Below are 15661 nucleotides of genomic sequence, written 5' to 3'. Positions count from 1 at the left end.
GATTCTTATTTTATAAGAATGCGCGTATATGGTTGATCTTGCTGCGGTTTCCCGCGACACCCGCCGATTTTTCAGGGGGTGTGACGGGTGACCGTCAACGTGCGCTCGCACGTCAGGTCTGACAAAAGAAACGCCGCAAGCGCGCGGCGTGTGCCAAAGCTCTGCGCATTCAGGGAGGACATGGAATGAATCGACGATTTCTTCTTGCCGCAACCACCGCTCTGCTGGTGCCGGGTCCGGTTTGGGCCCACGGGCCGACCCGGCAGAAAGTCACGCTGACTGCCGAGGTCGCAGCCTCACCAGAGGAAGTCTGGGCCGTTGTCGGGAACTTTGATGACATGTCGTGGCATCCTGCTGTGTTTGCGACCGAAGGAAACGGCGGCAACGCGATTGATGCGACCCGATTGCTGACACTTGGTCAGGAAGGCGGGCCGACGATCAATGAAATTCTGTACAAGTACAGCGCAGAGAAAATGAGCTACTCCTACCGGATCACCGAGGTCGCGGTAGAGGTGCTGCCTGTCACCAACTATTCGTCGCATCTGACGGTAAAACCGCGCGACGGAGGTGGTTCGATCATCGAATGGCGCGGCGCCTTCTATCGCGGGTATCCAAACAACGATCCTCCGGCCGAGTTGAATGACGAAGCCGCCGTTGCCGCCGTGACCGGCGTCTATCAGGCGGGTCTCGACGCGTTGATCGAGCGGTTCGGTGCGGCAAGTTAGCCACCTGCTGACGTTGTTCTTGGCGCTCTCTGGCAGCCCGGCACTGGCACAGACAGCATTCATCACCTGTCAGAACGGTGAAGAACTGAGCCGGATAGATCTTGCACGGATGCAGGAAACGGCCCGCTGGCCCCTACCTGGCAAGCCTGCGGGTGTGGCGGTTGGTCTGGATGAAACGCTGTTCACCGTGTCCCCGGACAGCAAAATGGTAAGGCGTTTGTCTGCCGAGACCGGTGAAACGGTCGCGCAAGTCACGCTAGAAGGGGGGCCGATTGGTATCGCTCTGGATCAGGATCGCGGGCGGGTTTTTGTCTCGGATTGGTACAATGCCCGACTTTGGGTGCTGGACAGTGAAACTCTGAAAGTTCAATCCGAGTTGCCCACCGGAGCCGCCCCGGCGGGTATTGCGATATCAATAGACGGGCGCTTTCTGGCGTCGGCCGACAAGGATGCGGACCAGGTGTCGGTTTTCGATGCCGACACTCTTCAGCTTCTGCACCGCAGCCCGGTTGGATCACGCCCCTTCGGGCTGCGTTTTGCCCCCGATGGGCGTCTGTTCATCGGCAATGTCGGCAGCAATGATGTCAGCGTGGTCGATGCGGAAACCGGCGCCATCACCGCAACGGTCCCGGTCGGGGAACGCCCTTATGGCATCGCCTTCGCCCACGGCAGGGCGTTCGTCACGAACCAATATGCCAATACGCTCAGCGTCATATCTCTGGAGACGCTCGAACATGAGGGCGTGATTGATGTTGGAGAATACCCCGAAGGCATTGATGCGACGGCGGGCGAAGATCTGGTGGTCATCGCAAACTGGTTCGACAACACCGTCAGCATCGTGGACCCACAGGCCCTGTCGGTGGTAGAAACACTAGAAACCTGTGATGGACCACGTGCCTTTGGCAGGTTCCTGCAAGGAGGACAACAATGAAAGCATCTCACCTGATTGCGGCCCTGTTCAGCATGTTGGCGGCCCCGGTTTGGGCATCCAACGAGGCATGGGAAAATGTCCGAGCGCTGCTTTATGGCGACAGACCGATGCAGAACGGAGATGCGTTGATCGCGATTGATGCACCTTACCGCACACCCGATGACGCGCGGGCTCAACTGGCGGCTCAGGTCCTAGCCCCTCGGGGGGCAAAAGTGGCCAAGGTGACATTGGTGCTGGATGAAAACCCGATGCCGGTTTCTGCCGTGTTCGAGCTGGACGAGCCACTGCCGAGTTTTTACTTCGACGTGACCATGCGCGTGAACGGCCCGACCCCGATGCATGTCATCGCCGAAACCACGGATGGCCGCCTTTGGGTGTCAGAAACTTTCGTCAAAACCTCGGGCCTTGGCGCCTGCGCGGCGCCTCCCGGGACCGATCCGGAACTGGCCCTGGCAAACCTTGGCACGATGGAGGCCGAACTGGTCGGCCGAGTCCCTGCGCTGAACACGCGGACACGATTGTCAAACCTGGGTGCGGGCCGGGCCAACAAGATGGATCTGAACATTGATCATCCGTCGCATTCCGGAATGCAGATGGATCAGATTTCCCTGCTGTTCATCCCGATGCGATATGTAGAGACCGTGGATATCGATCTTGATGGCGCCGGGTATGTCCAGATGACGGGCTCGATTTCTCTGTCCGAAAATCCAAGGGTTGGCATTTCCGTTCCAAGCAGGGCGCAAGCGGTCGATGTGACCATGACGGATACGGACGGTACGGTCAGTCATTTACACAAAAAACTGGCGGGTTTTTAGATCACCCGCCTCCGGCAACGGGTTGGCCCGGGGCTGGCTTTACCCGCTCCAGTGGATAGCCCCACAAGGCCCAGCCGTCGGTGCCTTCCGGAAACCAGTAGACTTTGGTGTATCCCCATTCGATTGCGCGTCGGGCGGCATTCCAACTCATCCAGCAATCTTCCAGGCAAAAGAACACGACACCGTGGTTGATATCGCCATTGGTGCTGGCCTCTAGACCGGTTCGAAAATAGTCTGCCGTAACATCGGCAATTGCGCCATAGCCGACATTTGGCAACCAGAGTGATCCCGGAATGCTGTCACGCGGCTTGTCGCGCCAGATCGTGCCTTCAGGCAGATTGGCGGGTTTGGGCGGCTGCGGCAAAACGTCGATGAACGCGACGCTTTGTTCCTGCCACAGGCCGTATGCCTCTTCCGGGCCGATGACCGTCCCGCCGGTTATCTGATCCGGCACCGGCGCGCGGTAGTGATCCATGCGGTAGTCACTTGGTTCGGGTACTGTCTGCGCTGTTGCGGCAGTCGAGATCAACGCAATTGCCACCGCTGCCCGCATCATTGCGACAGGTCCAGAACCTCTGTCCCCAGATCATTCACAAGTGGAACACCGGCCTCGGCCAAAACAGCATTGATCTCATCCTGATTGCGGCGGATCAGCGAGTTCAACTGCCGCTGCCAAACCTTCTCACCCTGACGCACGCCCATGGTGATGCGGTAAAACAGACGCGGCGGCAGCTCTTCCTTGACCAGCGGGATCACCTTGAAATCAGGATAGTCTGCCGTGACCAATGGTCCGCCCAGCGGGCCCCAAAGAATGGCCGCATCGATCTCACCCGATTGCAGATCATCCAGCATGTCGATGGCGGGGCTTTCCACACGTCGGTCAACGAACAGGTTATAAGGCTTGGCTTGCCCGATCAGCCCGTTCCGCGCCATATGAGCCGCAGGCGGTGTACCCGCCACGATCCCGATCCGTTTCCCCTTGAGCATCGGATCGTTCAACATGTCCACCCGGGCCAGATCACTGTCCATCGGCACGATCAGCGCATAGGCGGACGTATAGTAGTGGTTGGTGTTCTGCACCAGCTCATGACCTTGCGCATAGCCGATCACCACATCGCATCGTTTGGCGGCCAGCGTGTTCCGTATGAAGCCCGTCGCCTGCGGAAACCAGACATATTGCACGGGCAGTTCCAGCTTTGCGGCAATCAATTCGGCCAGTTTGTTTTCAAATCCCGATCCGTCCTCGGATGACATGGGTTTGTTGGCCGGATCCGCACAGACGCGAAAAGCCGTTCTTGAAACCAGGTCAGAAGTCTGCGCCGACACGGGCACTGCCTGACAAAGCCAGACGCAAAGTCCGAAAACCGGCAGGCAGGCCTTAGCCCATACACGCATCTTCATCCTCGCGGATCACGTCAGATTTCGCCTCTTTCTTGGGCGGGCGGCCACGCGGGATCGCACCCGACCCATGAGCCTTCAAGTATACATAGATGTCATCCAGAAAGCACATCACATTCGGGTTGTCGCCAAATCCCGGCATTACCGAGTTTTCAGCGGCGTTCACCACCTGGCGGCCATTGGTGACGACATCAACGAAGTCGTAATAATCCATTTCCAGCGCAGACTCTTTCAGAGCCGGCGCATAGGTCGAGCCCTCGCCATCCGGGCCGTGACAGACATGGCATTCCGCGTGATAGCGCCGGAAGCCCGAAAATGTCATCCAGTCTACGGTTCCATCCTCGGCCACGTTGAATGTCGGGATATCGTCTTCGGTGTAATACCGTCCATCTTCGGAATACGCGACTGCCAGATTGTCGGCAATCGCGGCAACAGGAAGGCAATAAGCAAGAATTGATGCCAGAAGACGTACAGAATGGTTCATGGAACGCTCGTTTCTTTTCAAGTGAAAACCGGCGCGGTCCGATTGAACCGCGCCGGCCGGATCTTTGGCTTAGTTCGGCAATGCGAACACGGTCAGCTGACCGCCCAGCGCGGTATAGTCGCTGAGTGCGGCATAGCCACCCACGGCGCCCAGACCGTCATTCGGGTTGGTCAAACCAGCCGCCAGACCGATACCGGCCCAACCACCGACACCGGACAGAATGCCGATATACTGCTTGCCACCTTGCTCGTACGTCATCACGTTGCCGATGATGCCAGAGGGCGTTTTGAACTTGTACAGTTCTTCCCCTGTTTCAGCATGAACCGCCTTCAGATACCCTTCGAGCGTTCCATAGAAGACAACGTCACCCGCTGTCGCCAGCGCACCGGACCAGACCGAGAACTGCTCGGGCAGTGACCACTTGATGCTTCCATCAGTGTTGTCCCAGGCAATGAAGTTGCCCATGCCACCATGGCTGTCGGGTGCCGGATACATCGCCAGAGTTGCACCCACATAGGGCTGACCAGCGGTATAGGACACGCGGAACGGCTCATAATCCATGCAGACATGGTTGGTTGGCACATACATCAACTGAGTCTTCGGCGAATAGGCCGCAGGCTGTTGGTCCTTGGTGCCCAAAGCCGCCGGGCAGATACCGGTCGAGTTCACGTCCTCGCCGTTCTGTTCCGTCGAATACTGCGCGACCACGGCCGGGCGGCCATAGGTTTCGCTGTTGGGATCCATGTCGACGCCAGTTGTCCAGTTCACAACCGGGTCGAATTTTTCGGCCACCAGCAGCTCGCCCGTCACGCGGTCCATGGTGTAACCAAGACCGTTGCGGTCGAAATGGGTCAGCAGTTTGCGCTGCTCGCCATCAATTTCCTGTTCCGTAAGGATCATTTCATTGATGCCGTCATAGTCCCATTCATCATGCGGCGTCATCTGGTAGAACCATCTTGCCACGCCGGTGTCGATGTCACGCGCCATGATGGTCATGGACCAGCGGTTGTCGCCCGGGCGCTGCGCCGGGTTCCAGGTCGATGGGTTCCCGGTGCCATAGTACATCAGGTTCTCGTCCAGATCCGCGGAATACCAGCCCCATGTGGTGCCGCCGCCGATCTTCCACTGATCGCCTTCCCAGGTGTTTGTACCCGAGTCCGCGCCAACCGGCTTACCCAGATGGGTGGTCTTTTCCGGATCAACAAGAATGTCCGAATCCGGCCCCATGGAATAGGCCCGCCAGACCAGCTCGCCCGAGTTCATGTCATAGGCCGTAACCGACCCGCGCACACCGAATTCGCCACCCGAGATACCGACAATGACCTTGTCCTTGATAGGCAACACCGTGGCTGTGTTGGTTTCGCCAATCGCCGGGTCGCCATTCTGGACTTCCCAGACGACATCCCCGGACTTGGCATCAAGCGCCACAACCTTGGTGTCGGCCTGATGCAGGAAGATCTTGCCATCCGCATAAGCCACACCGCGGTTCACCGTGTCACAGCACATGACCGGAATCACGTCCGGGTCCTGCTTGGGCTCATATTTCCAGACGATTTTGCCTTCGTTTGCCAGATCCAGAGCATAGACAATGTTCGGGAACGGCGTGTGGACATACATCATGTCGCCAATCACCAGCGGCGAACCCTCGTGCCCGCGCAGAACACCGGTCGAGAAGGTCCACGCCACTTGCAGATCACCTACATTGTCTGCGTTGATCTGATCCAGTTCGGAATAGCGCTGATTTTTGTAGTCACCCGTCTGGATCGCCCATTGTTTCGCGTTCTCCATCTGGGCAACCAGGTCGTCATTTGCATAGGCCGCGGTGGCCAGTGCAATGGCAATCCCGGAGGTCCAAAGCGATAGATTTTTCATTCAATCTCCTCCCTTTCGTGCAGCGATCTCTCTCTCTGCATTGCAACACCTCACCCAGGTCGGATTACGGTGTCTGTTGATGCTCGCCCCGACCGACGGTTTTCCGGTCGCTTAGGTGGGAGAGCAATGCGATCTCCTACGACCCGTTGTCCTCAAAGGTCGCAAGATATGCGATGATGTTCGCTCGATCGTCCTCTTTTCTCAGCCCGGCGAAGGTCATCTTGATCCCCTTCGCATAGTCGCGCGGTTTCGTCAGAAACGCGTCCAGTTCTTCGGGTGTCCAGACCAGCCCTTCTTCGGACAGCGAAATCAACACCGGTGAATAGCCAAATCCTTCGACGCTTGCGGCCTGACGTCCAACAATACCGTTCAGCACCGGCCCCACCTTGTTTTCAGCCCCTTCGCCCACCGCATGGCAGGCCTTGCACTTGCGAAAGACTTTTTCGCCCGCTTCGGGATCGCCTTCGGCGCTTGCAAAGGCGGGGAAAAGCATGAGGCAGGTTGCTGCGAATACCGTTCTGATCACTATCAATCTTTCCTTGCTGTTTTCATTGGCTGAGACGTTCCGCGTGCCATTCGACATGATCGCGGGCAAAACTGTTCACGAAGAAGTACGAGTGGTCATACCCTTCCTGGATTCTGATCTGTCCGGGCTGGCGGCGCTTGGCCATCATGTTGGCCAGTGCTTCGGGTTTGAGCAGATCAAGAAACTGATCATCCGCGCCCTGATCGATCAGCAGGTCACCTTTCCAGCCGTGTTCTTCCAGCAGCAGGGTGGCGTCATGTTCGACCCAGGTGTTTTCGTCGTCACCCAGATAGCTGCTAAGCTGTTTACGGCCCCAATCCGACCGCGTCGGGTGCGCAATCGGCGCAAATGCCGAAAGAGACCCGAATTTGTCGGCGTTGCGTATCGCGATCGTAATCGCACCATGTCCACCCATGGAATGGCCCGTGATCCCGTGACGATCCTGCACCGGGAAGTTCTTCAGAACAATTCCGCGCAGCTCGTCGACGATATAGTCATACATTCTGAAATGGGCCCGCCATGGGTCCCGTGTGGCGTTCACGTAGAATCCGGCCCCCTGCCCCAGATCATAGGCGTCATCGTCGGCAACATTCTCGCCACGCGGGGATGTATCGGGAAACACAACCGCGACACCGTAATCCGCCGCCGCCTCCTGAAATCCGCCCTTGGTCATCGCGTTTTCATGGGTGCAGGTCAGGCCGGACAAGTACCACAACACCGGCACCGGCCCGGATTTGGCCTGAGGCGGCAGGTAGATGGCAAAGGTCATCTCGCAATCACAGGTCTCGGACGGGTGGGAGTACACGGTCTGCTCCCCTCCGAAACTGCGATTTTGCGAGATGGTTTTCAGACCCATGTCAGTACTCCACGACCGCGCGGATCGATTTACCCTGGTGCATCAGGTCAAAGCCGTGGTTGATTTCATCAAGTGTCAGCTTGTGCGTGATCATGGGGTCGATCTCGATCTTCCCGGCCATGTACCAATCAACGATCTTCGGAACATCCGTCCGGCCCTTGGCACCGCCGAACGCGGTTCCGCGCCATGACCGGCCGGTGACCAGCTGGAACGGGCGCGTTGAAATCTCGGCACCAGCAGGTGCCACACCGATGATGATGCTTTCTCCCCAACCTTTGTGCGCGCATTCCAAAGCGGTTCGCATCACGCCGACATTGCCGGTCGCGTCAAAGGTATAATCCGCGCCACCGCCGGTCAGTTCGACCAGATGTGCCACGATATCGCCGCTGACTTTCGAGGGATTCACGAAATCGGTCATTCCGAAATGAGTCGCCATTTCGGCCTTGCCGTCATTCAGGTCGACACCAACGATCTGGTCACAGCCCGCCATGCGACAGCCTTGAATGACATTCAGGCCAATTCCGCCCAGACCAAAGACCACGCAGCGTGAACCAATTTCGACCTTGGCCGTGTTGATAACGGCCCCGATGCCGGTGGTGACGCCACAGCCGATGTAGCAAATCTTGTCAAACGGCGCGTCCTTGCGCACCTTGGCCAACGCAATCTCGGGCACAACGGTGTGATTGGCAAACGTCGAACAGCCCATGTAGTGATGGATGGGTGTCCCGTCCAGCATGCTGAACCGGGTCGTCCCATCCGGCAGCAAGCCCGCACCCTGCGTGGCACGTACTTTCTGACACAGGTTTGTCTTGGGATTCAGACAATACTCGCATTCACGGCATTCGGGGGTGTAAAGAGGGATCACGTGGTCTCCAACCTCAAGGCTGGTAACACCTTCCCCTACTTCCAGAACCACTCCGGCGCCTTCATGACCCAGAATTGCCGGAAAAATCCCTTCAGGGTCATCACCTGAACGAGTGAACTCATCCGTATGACAAAGACCGGTCGCCTTGACCTCGATCAGGACTTCACCTGCTTTCGGGCCATCCAGTTCAACCTCCATGATTTCCAAGGGTTGGCCTGCCGCCACAGCAACCGCCGCGCGTGTTCTCATCTCTGTCTTTCCTCCCATGGCACCGGAATCAACCGTAGTCCGGCAACTTGGGTCGAGTATGAGGGCGAGCGCCATGTTCAAACAATTAAGACAATGGTGTGTATTGGGTTGAATGGACTTCGCGCGCAGATTCCATGCATGATGTCCGCGTGGAGGAGAGCTGCGATGTCTAACGGCAAGCTAACACTTATGGCTCTGGCCTGGCTCAGCGCGGCTGGCCCGGGCCTGGCAGCGGATTTTTCCGACCCAACCTGGCCGTGCATCCAACGCAAGGTCGAGGACCTGTCGCTGGGCCTCATGTGGCCGTACCAGGTCCCTGACAGCGAAACCACCGAAGACAGTGCCGACATCGATGAAATTGCTGGCCTGTTGGCGCTGAGGCGGATCGACCTGGAAGACCTGCGGCCCCAGGTTGCAGAGTTTGCCGCGCGTCACAACGGCGATCCGGATATTCTGGGTCAGGTGTTCCAGCGCGTCTTTGACACCTTGTCCAAAAGACGCAAGCACATCATCGCGGGGATCGGAGAGTTTTCGCTGAAGCAGATCGATATGGCTGAAAAGATTGATCTGGCCCGGGTGGAAATGGAGCAGGCCCTGTCTTCCGACCCGCCTGATTATGACCGCATTGACGCCCTTGAGGAGCAGCTGGATTGGGACCAGCTGATCTACTCTGACCGTCAACGCTCGATCACCTATCTGTGCGAAACACCGCAAATCATCGAGCGACGCCTGTTTGCGATTTCGCAAATGCTGCAACAGTTGACCTCAGATCAAGGTTAATGCAGCGGCCTCTTGGCAAGGAGGGAAACATGAAACACCTACTGATCGTCTTTCTGACGCTGTCGCCCCTCTCGGCCCTTGGCCAGTCCCCGCTCAGCGGCGTTGACATGACTCTGCCCAAGATGACCCAGGCGCAAATGACCCGCGCCGACGTTGTTGCCCGGCTTGCGGCTGCTACGGCCGACGCCCCCGCAGATTTCACCCGGGTCTGGCTGAACAATCTCGACTTGTCCGGGTTGGATTTCAGCAATGCGATCCTGCGAGCGACGTCTTTGAACGGCGCCAATTTGTCGGGATCCACTCTGGACGGCGCGATTCTCAGCCAGTCCTGGATGATCGGCGCCAACCTTTCAGGTGCATCGCTTGTCGGGGCCGAGCTGTTCCAGACCCAGCTCAGCCAAGCGGATCTGAGCGATACGGATTTCACAAACGCCCGAACAGCCGCCGATTTTACCAAGGCCAAACTGAACCGGGCTGTATTCAAAGGGGCGGATTTTTCGGCCGACATGCGCAACCAATCCATGGGGCTTATGCGCGGCGTCCTGTCCTCGGCTCGTGGATCGGACGTGGATTTCACTGACGCGAAAATGTCCCGCGCCGATCTGGAATTCGCCAAATTGCCCAACGCAGATTTCACAAATGCCGATTTGTCGATGGCCACATTGGGCGGGGCCGACCTGACAGGGGCTACATTGTCCGGTGCCGATTTTACGAATGCCGATTTGACGGCAACGCGGCTGATTGACGTTCGGGGCGCAGATCAGGCCAATCTGGGCGCCGCGAAAAACCTGGATCGGGCTATTCGCTGACAGGGCTATTCCCATTCAAGTTCGGTGAATGCGACCGTCGCATTGCGCGGGTTGTAGGCGTCAAACAATTCCCAGTGCACCGCTTCTTCCTGAGCGATCGTTTCAACCGCATCGCCCAGTCGCTGACCACTGCCGATTGCTTCGCGCGTGTCTGTTTCCAACACGTTCAAATAGCGCATCATATCCTCGGCACCTTCAGGCCACGCCAGGATCGGCCCACCATGGCCCGGTACGATTTGAGTGACGTCAAGCCCGGTCATCTGTTTCAGTACGCGTTGCCAGCCGATCAGTTGACCATCCAATGCCGGGGTATGCCGGTGAAACACCAGATCGCCGGTGAACATGACGCCGGTGTTTGCATCCATGACGGTCAAGTCATTCCCGGTATGTGCCCGGGGCCAGGCCCGCAGGATCAGTTTGCGCCCACCCAGGTCGATCTCGTCCGTGGTTTCAACGGCGATGTCGACGGAAATCGGCCCGACACCCACATAGGCACTGTCGCCGATCGCGGCGCTCAGGCTTTCGACATAGTTGCCCAACCGGTCCAGCAATGCTCTCTCCAGCCCCGCATGGCCGACAACCTGTGCCCCTGAAAGGGCCAAAGGCTCTGTTCCCAATGTGTGATCGGGATGCATGTGGGTCACAATTACGTGACTGACTGGCTTGTCCGTCTCGGCCCGAATGGCCCGCCAGACAGCCTCTCCTATCCAGGGTGCCGTTCCCGTATCAATCACCGCGACACTGTCCTGGCCGATGACAAATCCGATATTGGACACATCGCCCAGATTGTCCGCGTCGGGTTCCGCTATCAAACCGCGATGCACGAACAGACCCGGCGCAGCTTCTTCAAATTCCAGTGCCTGACCAATGTGTTGGCAATAGGGCTCGCCGCTGCGCCAATCGGAAAGCAGCGGAGGAGTTGTTTTCAGCTTCTGCTCGCATTCAGCCTGTGATCGGGCCTCATAACCCGGCAAAAGCTGTTCTCTGCAAGGCTCTGTCGCAACCTGAGCGCATAGCAAAATCACGGCTTCAAACATAGCAGCCCTCCGACCGGAACATTGGCACAGATCTCTGCCAGAACCACCGCGCCTTTCGTCGGCATATATTTTCCTTGCGTTTTGTGGCACATTCTTGGCCACCGGTTGCCGGAGGAGACAACATGGCCAGAGCACTAGCACCCGTAGCAATCCTTTCACTTGCACTAGCCCTGCCTGCATGGGCAGAGCAGCCAATCAAAAATCCGCTGGTCGACAGCGAAACCTGGAAGGACCTGCAATACGATGTCGTGGGCGAGGCCCAGATCGGAAATGCGGACACGCTGCTTTCGCTCGACGCCCCGTACCGGGCGCATGATGCCGCAACGGTGCCCATCGTTTTGAAACAGCTTGATCCCGATGCCCGGATTTCCGCTGCCACTGTCGTGATCGACGAAAACCCGGCCCCGGTCGCAGGCGTCTTCAGCTTTTCACCAGCTATGGGTCAGTTGGATTTCGAGATGCGAGTCCGCGTGAACCAGTATTCGAATGTCCGCGTGATCGCTGAAACGCCTGACGGGCTTCATATGACCGGCCGGTTTGTCAAAGCATCGGGCGGCTGTTCGGCACCGGCCAGCAAAGACCCTGAGGTCGCATTGGCGTCCATGGGCAAGATGAAGCTGCGCAGCTTCGGGCAAGAGGCGCAGATTTCCACGCCGCGTCGAGAAGCTCAGATCATGATCCGTCACCCGAACTATTCCGGCCTGCAACGCGATCAGGTCACACAACTGTTCATCCCCGCGCATTTCATCGACCATATCGAAGTCTGGCAGGGGGAAGAGTTGCTGTTCACGATGGATGGCGGCATTTCGATCTCGGAAAACCCGGCCTTCCGTTTTGCCTATAACGACAACGGCTCGACCATGTTGACGGTCAAGGCAACGGATACCGAGGGCAACACGTTCGAGAAAGACCTGCCCAAAGCCGCGGCCAGCTGACGGACCAGACTGCGTTTATCGAAAACAGACAACCTCGGCTTCAGCCTGCGCCCGGCGCAGGTCGGCCACCATGTTTTCGGCCAGCACCGCACTTTTGAAAAACGCCATGCGCTCTCCCCCGACCCGACGCATCGACAGAACAGTTTCCGCCTGTTCATATTGCTCATACGGCAGGATCGAGGCGATCAAATCGATCGAGCATGAACACCTGTCCAGCATCTCGCGGGTTTGACCGTTGGTGACCATGCATGCAAACACGTAATCCGCGCGTGCCGCGGTCGGGTAGTCATTAAGTCGATCCGCGACGCTTTGTGCAGACGCTGCAATGGGCGCAACCAGACTGCCTGCGATCAGGGCTGCAAAGGTCATGCGGCCGCGTTCCCGAAATTGGCATGGCGTTTTCATTCGCGCCCCTCCTGCATTCCTTCAAACCGCATTTCCGATCGATAAACAGCCGCGCCGTCACGTTCGGAAACAGCTTCCGCCACGAGGCTCAGATACCAGCCCGGAACCTTGTCCGACACCGTGACGCGAAGAACCAGGTCTGCGAACCCTTGCATCCGGTCGCGGTTCGGATCCTCGGCGAATGGGCGCAGGACAATGGTCTGAACGGGAATGGTTCTGCCATCGATCGCCGCCTCGCCCTCGACGATCTCGGCAGGTTGAACCAGCGCATCTTTGATACGGTTTCGGATGTAAAACGGGCTACCTCCCGCGGACTCGGCCATATCCCGGATGGCGCTTTCATAGAAAACCATGATCATCGGATTGCCGACGCTGGCCGGAAAAACACCCATGGCGCGGTGTTTGTCGTCTTGGCGGAATTCCAGATGGGCCATCTCGTTCCCGTCATCCGAAAAACTCAGAGAGATAAGACCGGTATCACGTTCCGCCGTGTCGGGCCTTATCCGGTTTGTGACGGTACGCTGATAAATCAATTCCTTGTCACGTTCGATTGTGTCCAGAACGCCATTTTGGAACAGCAAATCATAGGCTTGCTCGGCATCGACCGATGCCGCGGAAACCGAATTCAAACTCAGAAACAAAACGGCGATACCGCAAAAAAGCCTTCTCATGGTTTTGTCCTCCCCGCGATGAGAGTATGGGCTAATCGCCCCATGTCACCGCCGACTTTTGTCGGTATTGAGCGGTTGCGTATGCAAAGCGTTCTGAATCTTCCAGATGATCAAAGACCGGAGCCGCGGCAGTTTGACTGGTTTCGCCATCACCGAAATCTCATGCCGCAATCCGTCTTTGCGCAGGGCTTCACTGCGATCAGCGGTGATCAGGATTGCCGGAACTTGGGTCTGCGTCATCTCTCGGATCCGGTGAATTGCATGAACACCGGTTTCCCCATCATCCAATTGATAGTCGGCCAGAATGATATCCGGCGGCATACCAATGTCTTTTATGAATTGCATCGCTTCCTTCGGCGACCGGGCCGGCAGAACACTGGCACCGTTCTGTTCCAACCACTGCGTTGTCCCAAACAGAACATCACGGTCGTTTTCGATCACCAGAATGATGAAATCCAGCGGCACGTCGCCCGTGTTGGCCAGAAGATCCAAGGGTTCGATGGTGCTTGGCCCGGTTTCGACCCTGTCCATTTCTATGCTGAACACTGAACCAACGCCAGGTTTGGACCGCAGCGAAAGCTTGTGACCCAACAGCCGGCAGGCGCGGTCCACGACGGACAAACCCAGGCCCATGCCGGAACCCAGTGGCACGTTTTCGGCCCGCGTGAATTCCTCGAACACGCGTTGCTGATCTTTGCGTGCGATCCCAATACCCGTATCCCAGACTTGCAAAATGACCTTGTCGCCGCGCCTGCGACACCCCACCAGAACCCGACCGCCCGGTTCGGTATACTGGATGGCATTCACGACCAGATTCTGGATCGAGCGCAACAGATAGATCGGATCGGATTTCACGATTTCCGAACACGGAACCACATCAAGCCTCACGTTCTTGTTCTCGGCCACCAGCGTTTGATCGCCCTGTATCCCTGCAATCATCGTAGCGAGGCTAACTTCCGTGGGTGAGACCGTGTCCGGATCGGTAGTTTCGAGCCGCGAAATATCCAGCAATGAGTGCAGCAGTTGTTCAGCAGATCCAAAGGCACCGTCCAACCGCTCCATCATCTCATGAAGCTCGGTCTCACGCGTGATCTCCAGCAGGGTCGAGATCATGAGTTTTGCGGCATTGATCGGCTGAAGCAGGTCGTGGCTGGCTGCCGCAAGAAATCGTGTCTTGGAAGAAACCGCAGCTTCGGCGCGTTCCTTTGCGATCCGCAGCGCCTCTTCCACCCGCGCTTTTTCTTCGTATTCCTGAACCAGCTTGGCGTTGGCATGGGTCAACTCTGCCGTGCGTTCCATAACCCGGTTTTCCAGGGTTTCGGTCGCGCGTGCTTCAAACGTCACGTCTTTCAGTTCGACCAGAAAGCCACCATCCGGCAGTTGGTTGACCTGAATGTCCAATACGCGGTCTGATCCGTCGCGCACACGTTTGCGCAACCAGCCGCGGCTTTTCAGCTCGTGTTGCCACTTGCCGATCCTGAGTTCATCATCGGCCTTGATCAGCCCACGCGTCCGCATCAGATCCAAAAGCGTTTGCACTGGCATGTTTGCCTGCAAGACGGATAGCGGCAGGTTCAGTATTTCCCGGAACCGCGCGTTGTGCATCATGATCTTGGTATCTGATGAAAACGTGCAAACGCCTGAGCTCATGTTTTGGAAAACCGCCTGAAGGTAGTCTTCCTGACGGTCAATCAGGGTTTCTTTCTCATCGCGGTTCCTGCGAACAACGGATGTGATGTCGGTCAGCAGAATGACCACATTCTGAGGCGACGTGTATTGTGCGCTGAGTTGATACCAACGATCCCCACGCAGTTCGATCACGTCGCTGGACACCATCCCGGTATGACAATTGCGCTCAAGCGTATCCAACATTTTCGATATTCCGTGGTCGGACGATACGAACTCGGGACTGTTCTGTACCAACAGAAAAAACCGACCCAGGCTGAGGCCGGGCCCGACAACGTCAGACATATCCGGGAATATCGCCTGAAACAGCTCGTTGCACAGGTTCAATTCGCCATCCGTGAACAGCGCGAACCCTTCTTCCATGGAAGACAAGGCCCTGACGAGGCTCTTGCGGGTTTGTTCGCGTTCGTACCTGGCGCTTTCAAGTTCGGTGGTCGCACGTTCCAGATCGCGACTCTGCTCCATCACCTGCTGCTGCAACTCTATCGCCGACTGAAACGCCAGGAAGGCGGACGGACCCACATCTTTCTGGCGGTTGGCGCGCCGCATCAGCGCGTCGATGATCTTGGCCTGTTTGGATATCTGGATCTCTGGCGGGTCGTCTGGATTCAGCATGG

General features: G+C 57.5%; 17 protein-coding genes. 6 read left to right on the top strand and 11 right to left on the bottom strand.

The features are described from left to right. The first annotated feature begins 185 nt into the window (after positions 1 to 185). From AC2FFD_RS06765 to AC2FFD_RS06755, 3 genes are read left to right on the top strand one after another with little or no spacing between them, the layout of a single operon-like run. Positions 186 to 725, top strand: a complete 540-nt coding sequence (locus AC2FFD_RS06765; RefSeq protein ID WP_425079158.1) for an SRPBCC family protein — start codon at positions 186 to 188, stop codon at positions 723 to 725. Then, positions 712 to 1656 carry a YncE family protein gene (locus AC2FFD_RS06760; protein ID WP_496872605.1) on the top strand — a complete coding sequence of 315 codons (945 nt, stop codon included), beginning with the start codon at positions 712 to 714 and terminating at the stop codon, positions 1654 to 1656. Before AC2FFD_RS06765 ends, AC2FFD_RS06760 begins: the two co-directional genes overlap by 14 nt. Beyond that, complete coding sequence (locus tag AC2FFD_RS06755) at positions 1653 to 2471, top strand: quinoprotein dehydrogenase-associated SoxYZ-like carrier (RefSeq protein WP_170346821.1); 819 nt, start codon at positions 1653 to 1655, stop codon at positions 2469 to 2471. The genes AC2FFD_RS06760 and AC2FFD_RS06755 overlap by 4 nt, the downstream gene beginning before the upstream one ends. A gap of 1 nt (position 2472) precedes the next feature. Here the strand turns inward: AC2FFD_RS06755 and AC2FFD_RS06750 are convergent, their stop codons facing one another. The 7 genes from AC2FFD_RS06750 to AC2FFD_RS06720 form a co-directional block, all read right to left on the bottom strand. Continuing rightward, complete coding sequence (locus tag AC2FFD_RS06750) at positions 2473 to 3027, bottom strand: PQQ-dependent catabolism-associated CXXCW motif protein (RefSeq protein WP_171170163.1); 555 nt, start codon at positions 3025 to 3027, stop codon at positions 2473 to 2475. Beyond that, positions 3024 to 3866 (bottom strand): substrate-binding domain-containing protein, encoded by an 843-nt coding sequence (locus AC2FFD_RS06745; RefSeq protein ID WP_496872602.1) that lies wholly within the window; start codon positions 3864 to 3866, stop codon positions 3024 to 3026. The genes AC2FFD_RS06750 and AC2FFD_RS06745 overlap by 4 nt, the downstream gene beginning before the upstream one ends. Next, entirely contained in the window at positions 3850 to 4353 is a 504-nt protein-coding gene (locus AC2FFD_RS06740; RefSeq protein ID WP_170346818.1) for a c-type cytochrome, methanol metabolism-related, read from the bottom strand. The genes AC2FFD_RS06745 and AC2FFD_RS06740 overlap by 17 nt, the downstream gene beginning before the upstream one ends. Positions 4354 to 4422: 69 nt before the next feature. Then, positions 4423 to 6225 carry a lanthanide-dependent methanol dehydrogenase XoxF5 gene (gene xoxF5, locus AC2FFD_RS06735; RefSeq protein WP_170346817.1) on the bottom strand — a complete coding sequence of 601 codons (1803 nt, stop codon included), beginning with the start codon at positions 6223 to 6225 and terminating at the stop codon, positions 4423 to 4425. Between the two features lie 136 nt (positions 6226 to 6361). Further along, complete coding sequence (locus AC2FFD_RS06730; RefSeq protein ID WP_368040374.1) at positions 6362 to 6751, bottom strand: c-type cytochrome; 390 nt, start codon at positions 6749 to 6751, stop codon at positions 6362 to 6364. A gap of 22 nt (positions 6752 to 6773) precedes the next feature. Then, a complete protein-coding gene (gene fghA, locus AC2FFD_RS06725) occupies positions 6774 to 7607 on the bottom strand; it encodes an S-formylglutathione hydrolase (RefSeq protein ID WP_217355958.1) in 834 nt (277 codons plus the stop codon). A gap of 1 nt (position 7608) precedes the next feature. Continuing rightward, positions 7609 to 8721: an S-(hydroxymethyl)glutathione dehydrogenase/class III alcohol dehydrogenase gene (locus AC2FFD_RS06720; protein WP_117873003.1), complete on the bottom strand. Its 1113-nt coding sequence runs from the start codon at positions 8719 to 8721 to the stop codon at positions 7609 to 7611. Positions 8722 to 8886: 165 nt separating this feature from the next. Between AC2FFD_RS06720 and AC2FFD_RS06715 the strand changes: the two genes are divergently transcribed. Both AC2FFD_RS06715 and AC2FFD_RS06710 read left to right on the top strand, forming a co-directional pair. Then, positions 8887 to 9501 (top strand): hypothetical protein, encoded by a 615-nt coding sequence (locus tag AC2FFD_RS06715; RefSeq protein ID WP_496872598.1) that lies wholly within the window; start codon positions 8887 to 8889, stop codon positions 9499 to 9501. 29 nt (positions 9502 to 9530) lie between these two features. Next, the gene (locus AC2FFD_RS06710) at positions 9531 to 10310 is read left to right on the top strand and encodes a pentapeptide repeat-containing protein (protein WP_257601180.1); all 780 of its coding nucleotides are present in this window, start codon (positions 9531 to 9533) and stop codon (positions 10308 to 10310) included. Between the two features lie 5 nt (positions 10311 to 10315). Here the strand turns inward: AC2FFD_RS06710 and AC2FFD_RS06705 are convergent, their stop codons facing one another. Beyond that, entirely contained in the window at positions 10316 to 11347 is a 1032-nt protein-coding gene (locus AC2FFD_RS06705; RefSeq protein ID WP_257601179.1) for a quinoprotein relay system zinc metallohydrolase 2, read from the bottom strand. A gap of 122 nt (positions 11348 to 11469) precedes the next feature. Here AC2FFD_RS06705 and AC2FFD_RS06700 point away from each other — a divergent pair, with 122 nt between their 5' ends. Then, complete coding sequence (locus AC2FFD_RS06700; RefSeq protein ID WP_170346813.1) at positions 11470 to 12282, top strand: quinoprotein dehydrogenase-associated SoxYZ-like carrier; 813 nt, start codon at positions 11470 to 11472, stop codon at positions 12280 to 12282. Positions 12283 to 12297: 15 nt separating this feature from the next. Here the strand turns inward: AC2FFD_RS06700 and AC2FFD_RS06695 are convergent, their stop codons facing one another. The 3 genes from AC2FFD_RS06695 to AC2FFD_RS06685 are packed head-to-tail and all read right to left on the bottom strand — an operon-like array spanning position 12298 to position 15659. Next, positions 12298 to 12651, bottom strand: a complete 354-nt coding sequence (locus AC2FFD_RS06695) for a hypothetical protein (RefSeq protein WP_170346913.1) — start codon at positions 12649 to 12651, stop codon at positions 12298 to 12300. A 32-nt stretch (positions 12652 to 12683) separates the two neighbouring features. Continuing rightward, positions 12684 to 13358 (bottom strand): hypothetical protein, encoded by a 675-nt coding sequence (locus AC2FFD_RS06690; protein WP_257601178.1) that lies wholly within the window; start codon positions 13356 to 13358, stop codon positions 12684 to 12686. 45 nt (positions 13359 to 13403) lie between these two features. Then, entirely contained in the window at positions 13404 to 15659 is a 2256-nt protein-coding gene (locus tag AC2FFD_RS06685; protein WP_170346811.1) for a PAS-domain containing protein, read from the bottom strand. Between the last annotated feature and the right edge of the window lie 2 nt (positions 15660 to 15661).

The organism is Ruegeria sp. YTSC002, from assembly GCF_059609845.1.
The sequence above is the reverse complement of the archived record's forward strand: the minus strand, read 5'-3'. Positions and strand labels throughout refer to the sequence as shown.

What these genes read in the sequence shown, in the direction of transcription:
- AC2FFD_RS06765 (WP_425079158.1), top strand. Translation starts at nt 186, where the DNA reads ATGAATCGACGATTTCTTCTTGCCGCAACCACCGCTCTGCTGGTGCCG.
- AC2FFD_RS06745 (WP_496872602.1), bottom strand. Translation starts at nt 3,866, where the DNA reads ATGCGTGTATGGGCTAAGGCCTGCCTGCCGGTTTTCGGACTTTGCGTC.
- AC2FFD_RS06705 (WP_257601179.1), bottom strand. Translation starts at nt 11,347, where the DNA reads ATGTTTGAAGCCGTGATTTTGCTATGCGCTCAGGTTGCGACAGAGCCT.
- AC2FFD_RS06720 (WP_117873003.1), bottom strand. Translation starts at nt 8,721, where the DNA reads ATGAGAACACGCGCGGCGGTTGCTGTGGCGGCAGGCCAACCCTTGGAA.
- AC2FFD_RS06685 (WP_170346811.1), bottom strand. Translation starts at nt 15,659, where the DNA reads ATGCTGAATCCAGACGACCCGCCAGAGATCCAGATATCCAAACAGGCC.
- AC2FFD_RS06695 (WP_170346913.1), bottom strand. Translation starts at nt 12,651, where the DNA reads ATGACCTTTGCAGCCCTGATCGCAGGCAGTCTGGTTGCGCCCATTGCA.
- fghA (WP_217355958.1), bottom strand. Translation starts at nt 7,607, where the DNA reads ATGGGTCTGAAAACCATCTCGCAAAATCGCAGTTTCGGAGGGGAGCAG.
- AC2FFD_RS06690 (WP_257601178.1), bottom strand. Translation starts at nt 13,358, where the DNA reads ATGAGAAGGCTTTTTTGCGGTATCGCCGTTTTGTTTCTGAGTTTGAAT.
- AC2FFD_RS06740 (WP_170346818.1), bottom strand. Translation starts at nt 4,353, where the DNA reads ATGAACCATTCTGTACGTCTTCTGGCATCAATTCTTGCTTATTGCCTT.
- AC2FFD_RS06750 (WP_171170163.1), bottom strand. Translation starts at nt 3,027, where the DNA reads ATGATGCGGGCAGCGGTGGCAATTGCGTTGATCTCGACTGCCGCAACA.
- AC2FFD_RS06715 (WP_496872598.1), top strand. Translation starts at nt 8,887, where the DNA reads ATGTCTAACGGCAAGCTAACACTTATGGCTCTGGCCTGGCTCAGCGCG.
- AC2FFD_RS06700 (WP_170346813.1), top strand. Translation starts at nt 11,470, where the DNA reads ATGGCCAGAGCACTAGCACCCGTAGCAATCCTTTCACTTGCACTAGCC.
- AC2FFD_RS06755 (WP_170346821.1), top strand. Translation starts at nt 1,653, where the DNA reads ATGAAAGCATCTCACCTGATTGCGGCCCTGTTCAGCATGTTGGCGGCC.
- AC2FFD_RS06710 (WP_257601180.1), top strand. Translation starts at nt 9,531, where the DNA reads ATGAAACACCTACTGATCGTCTTTCTGACGCTGTCGCCCCTCTCGGCC.
- xoxF5 (WP_170346817.1), bottom strand. Translation starts at nt 6,225, where the DNA reads ATGAAAAATCTATCGCTTTGGACCTCCGGGATTGCCATTGCACTGGCC.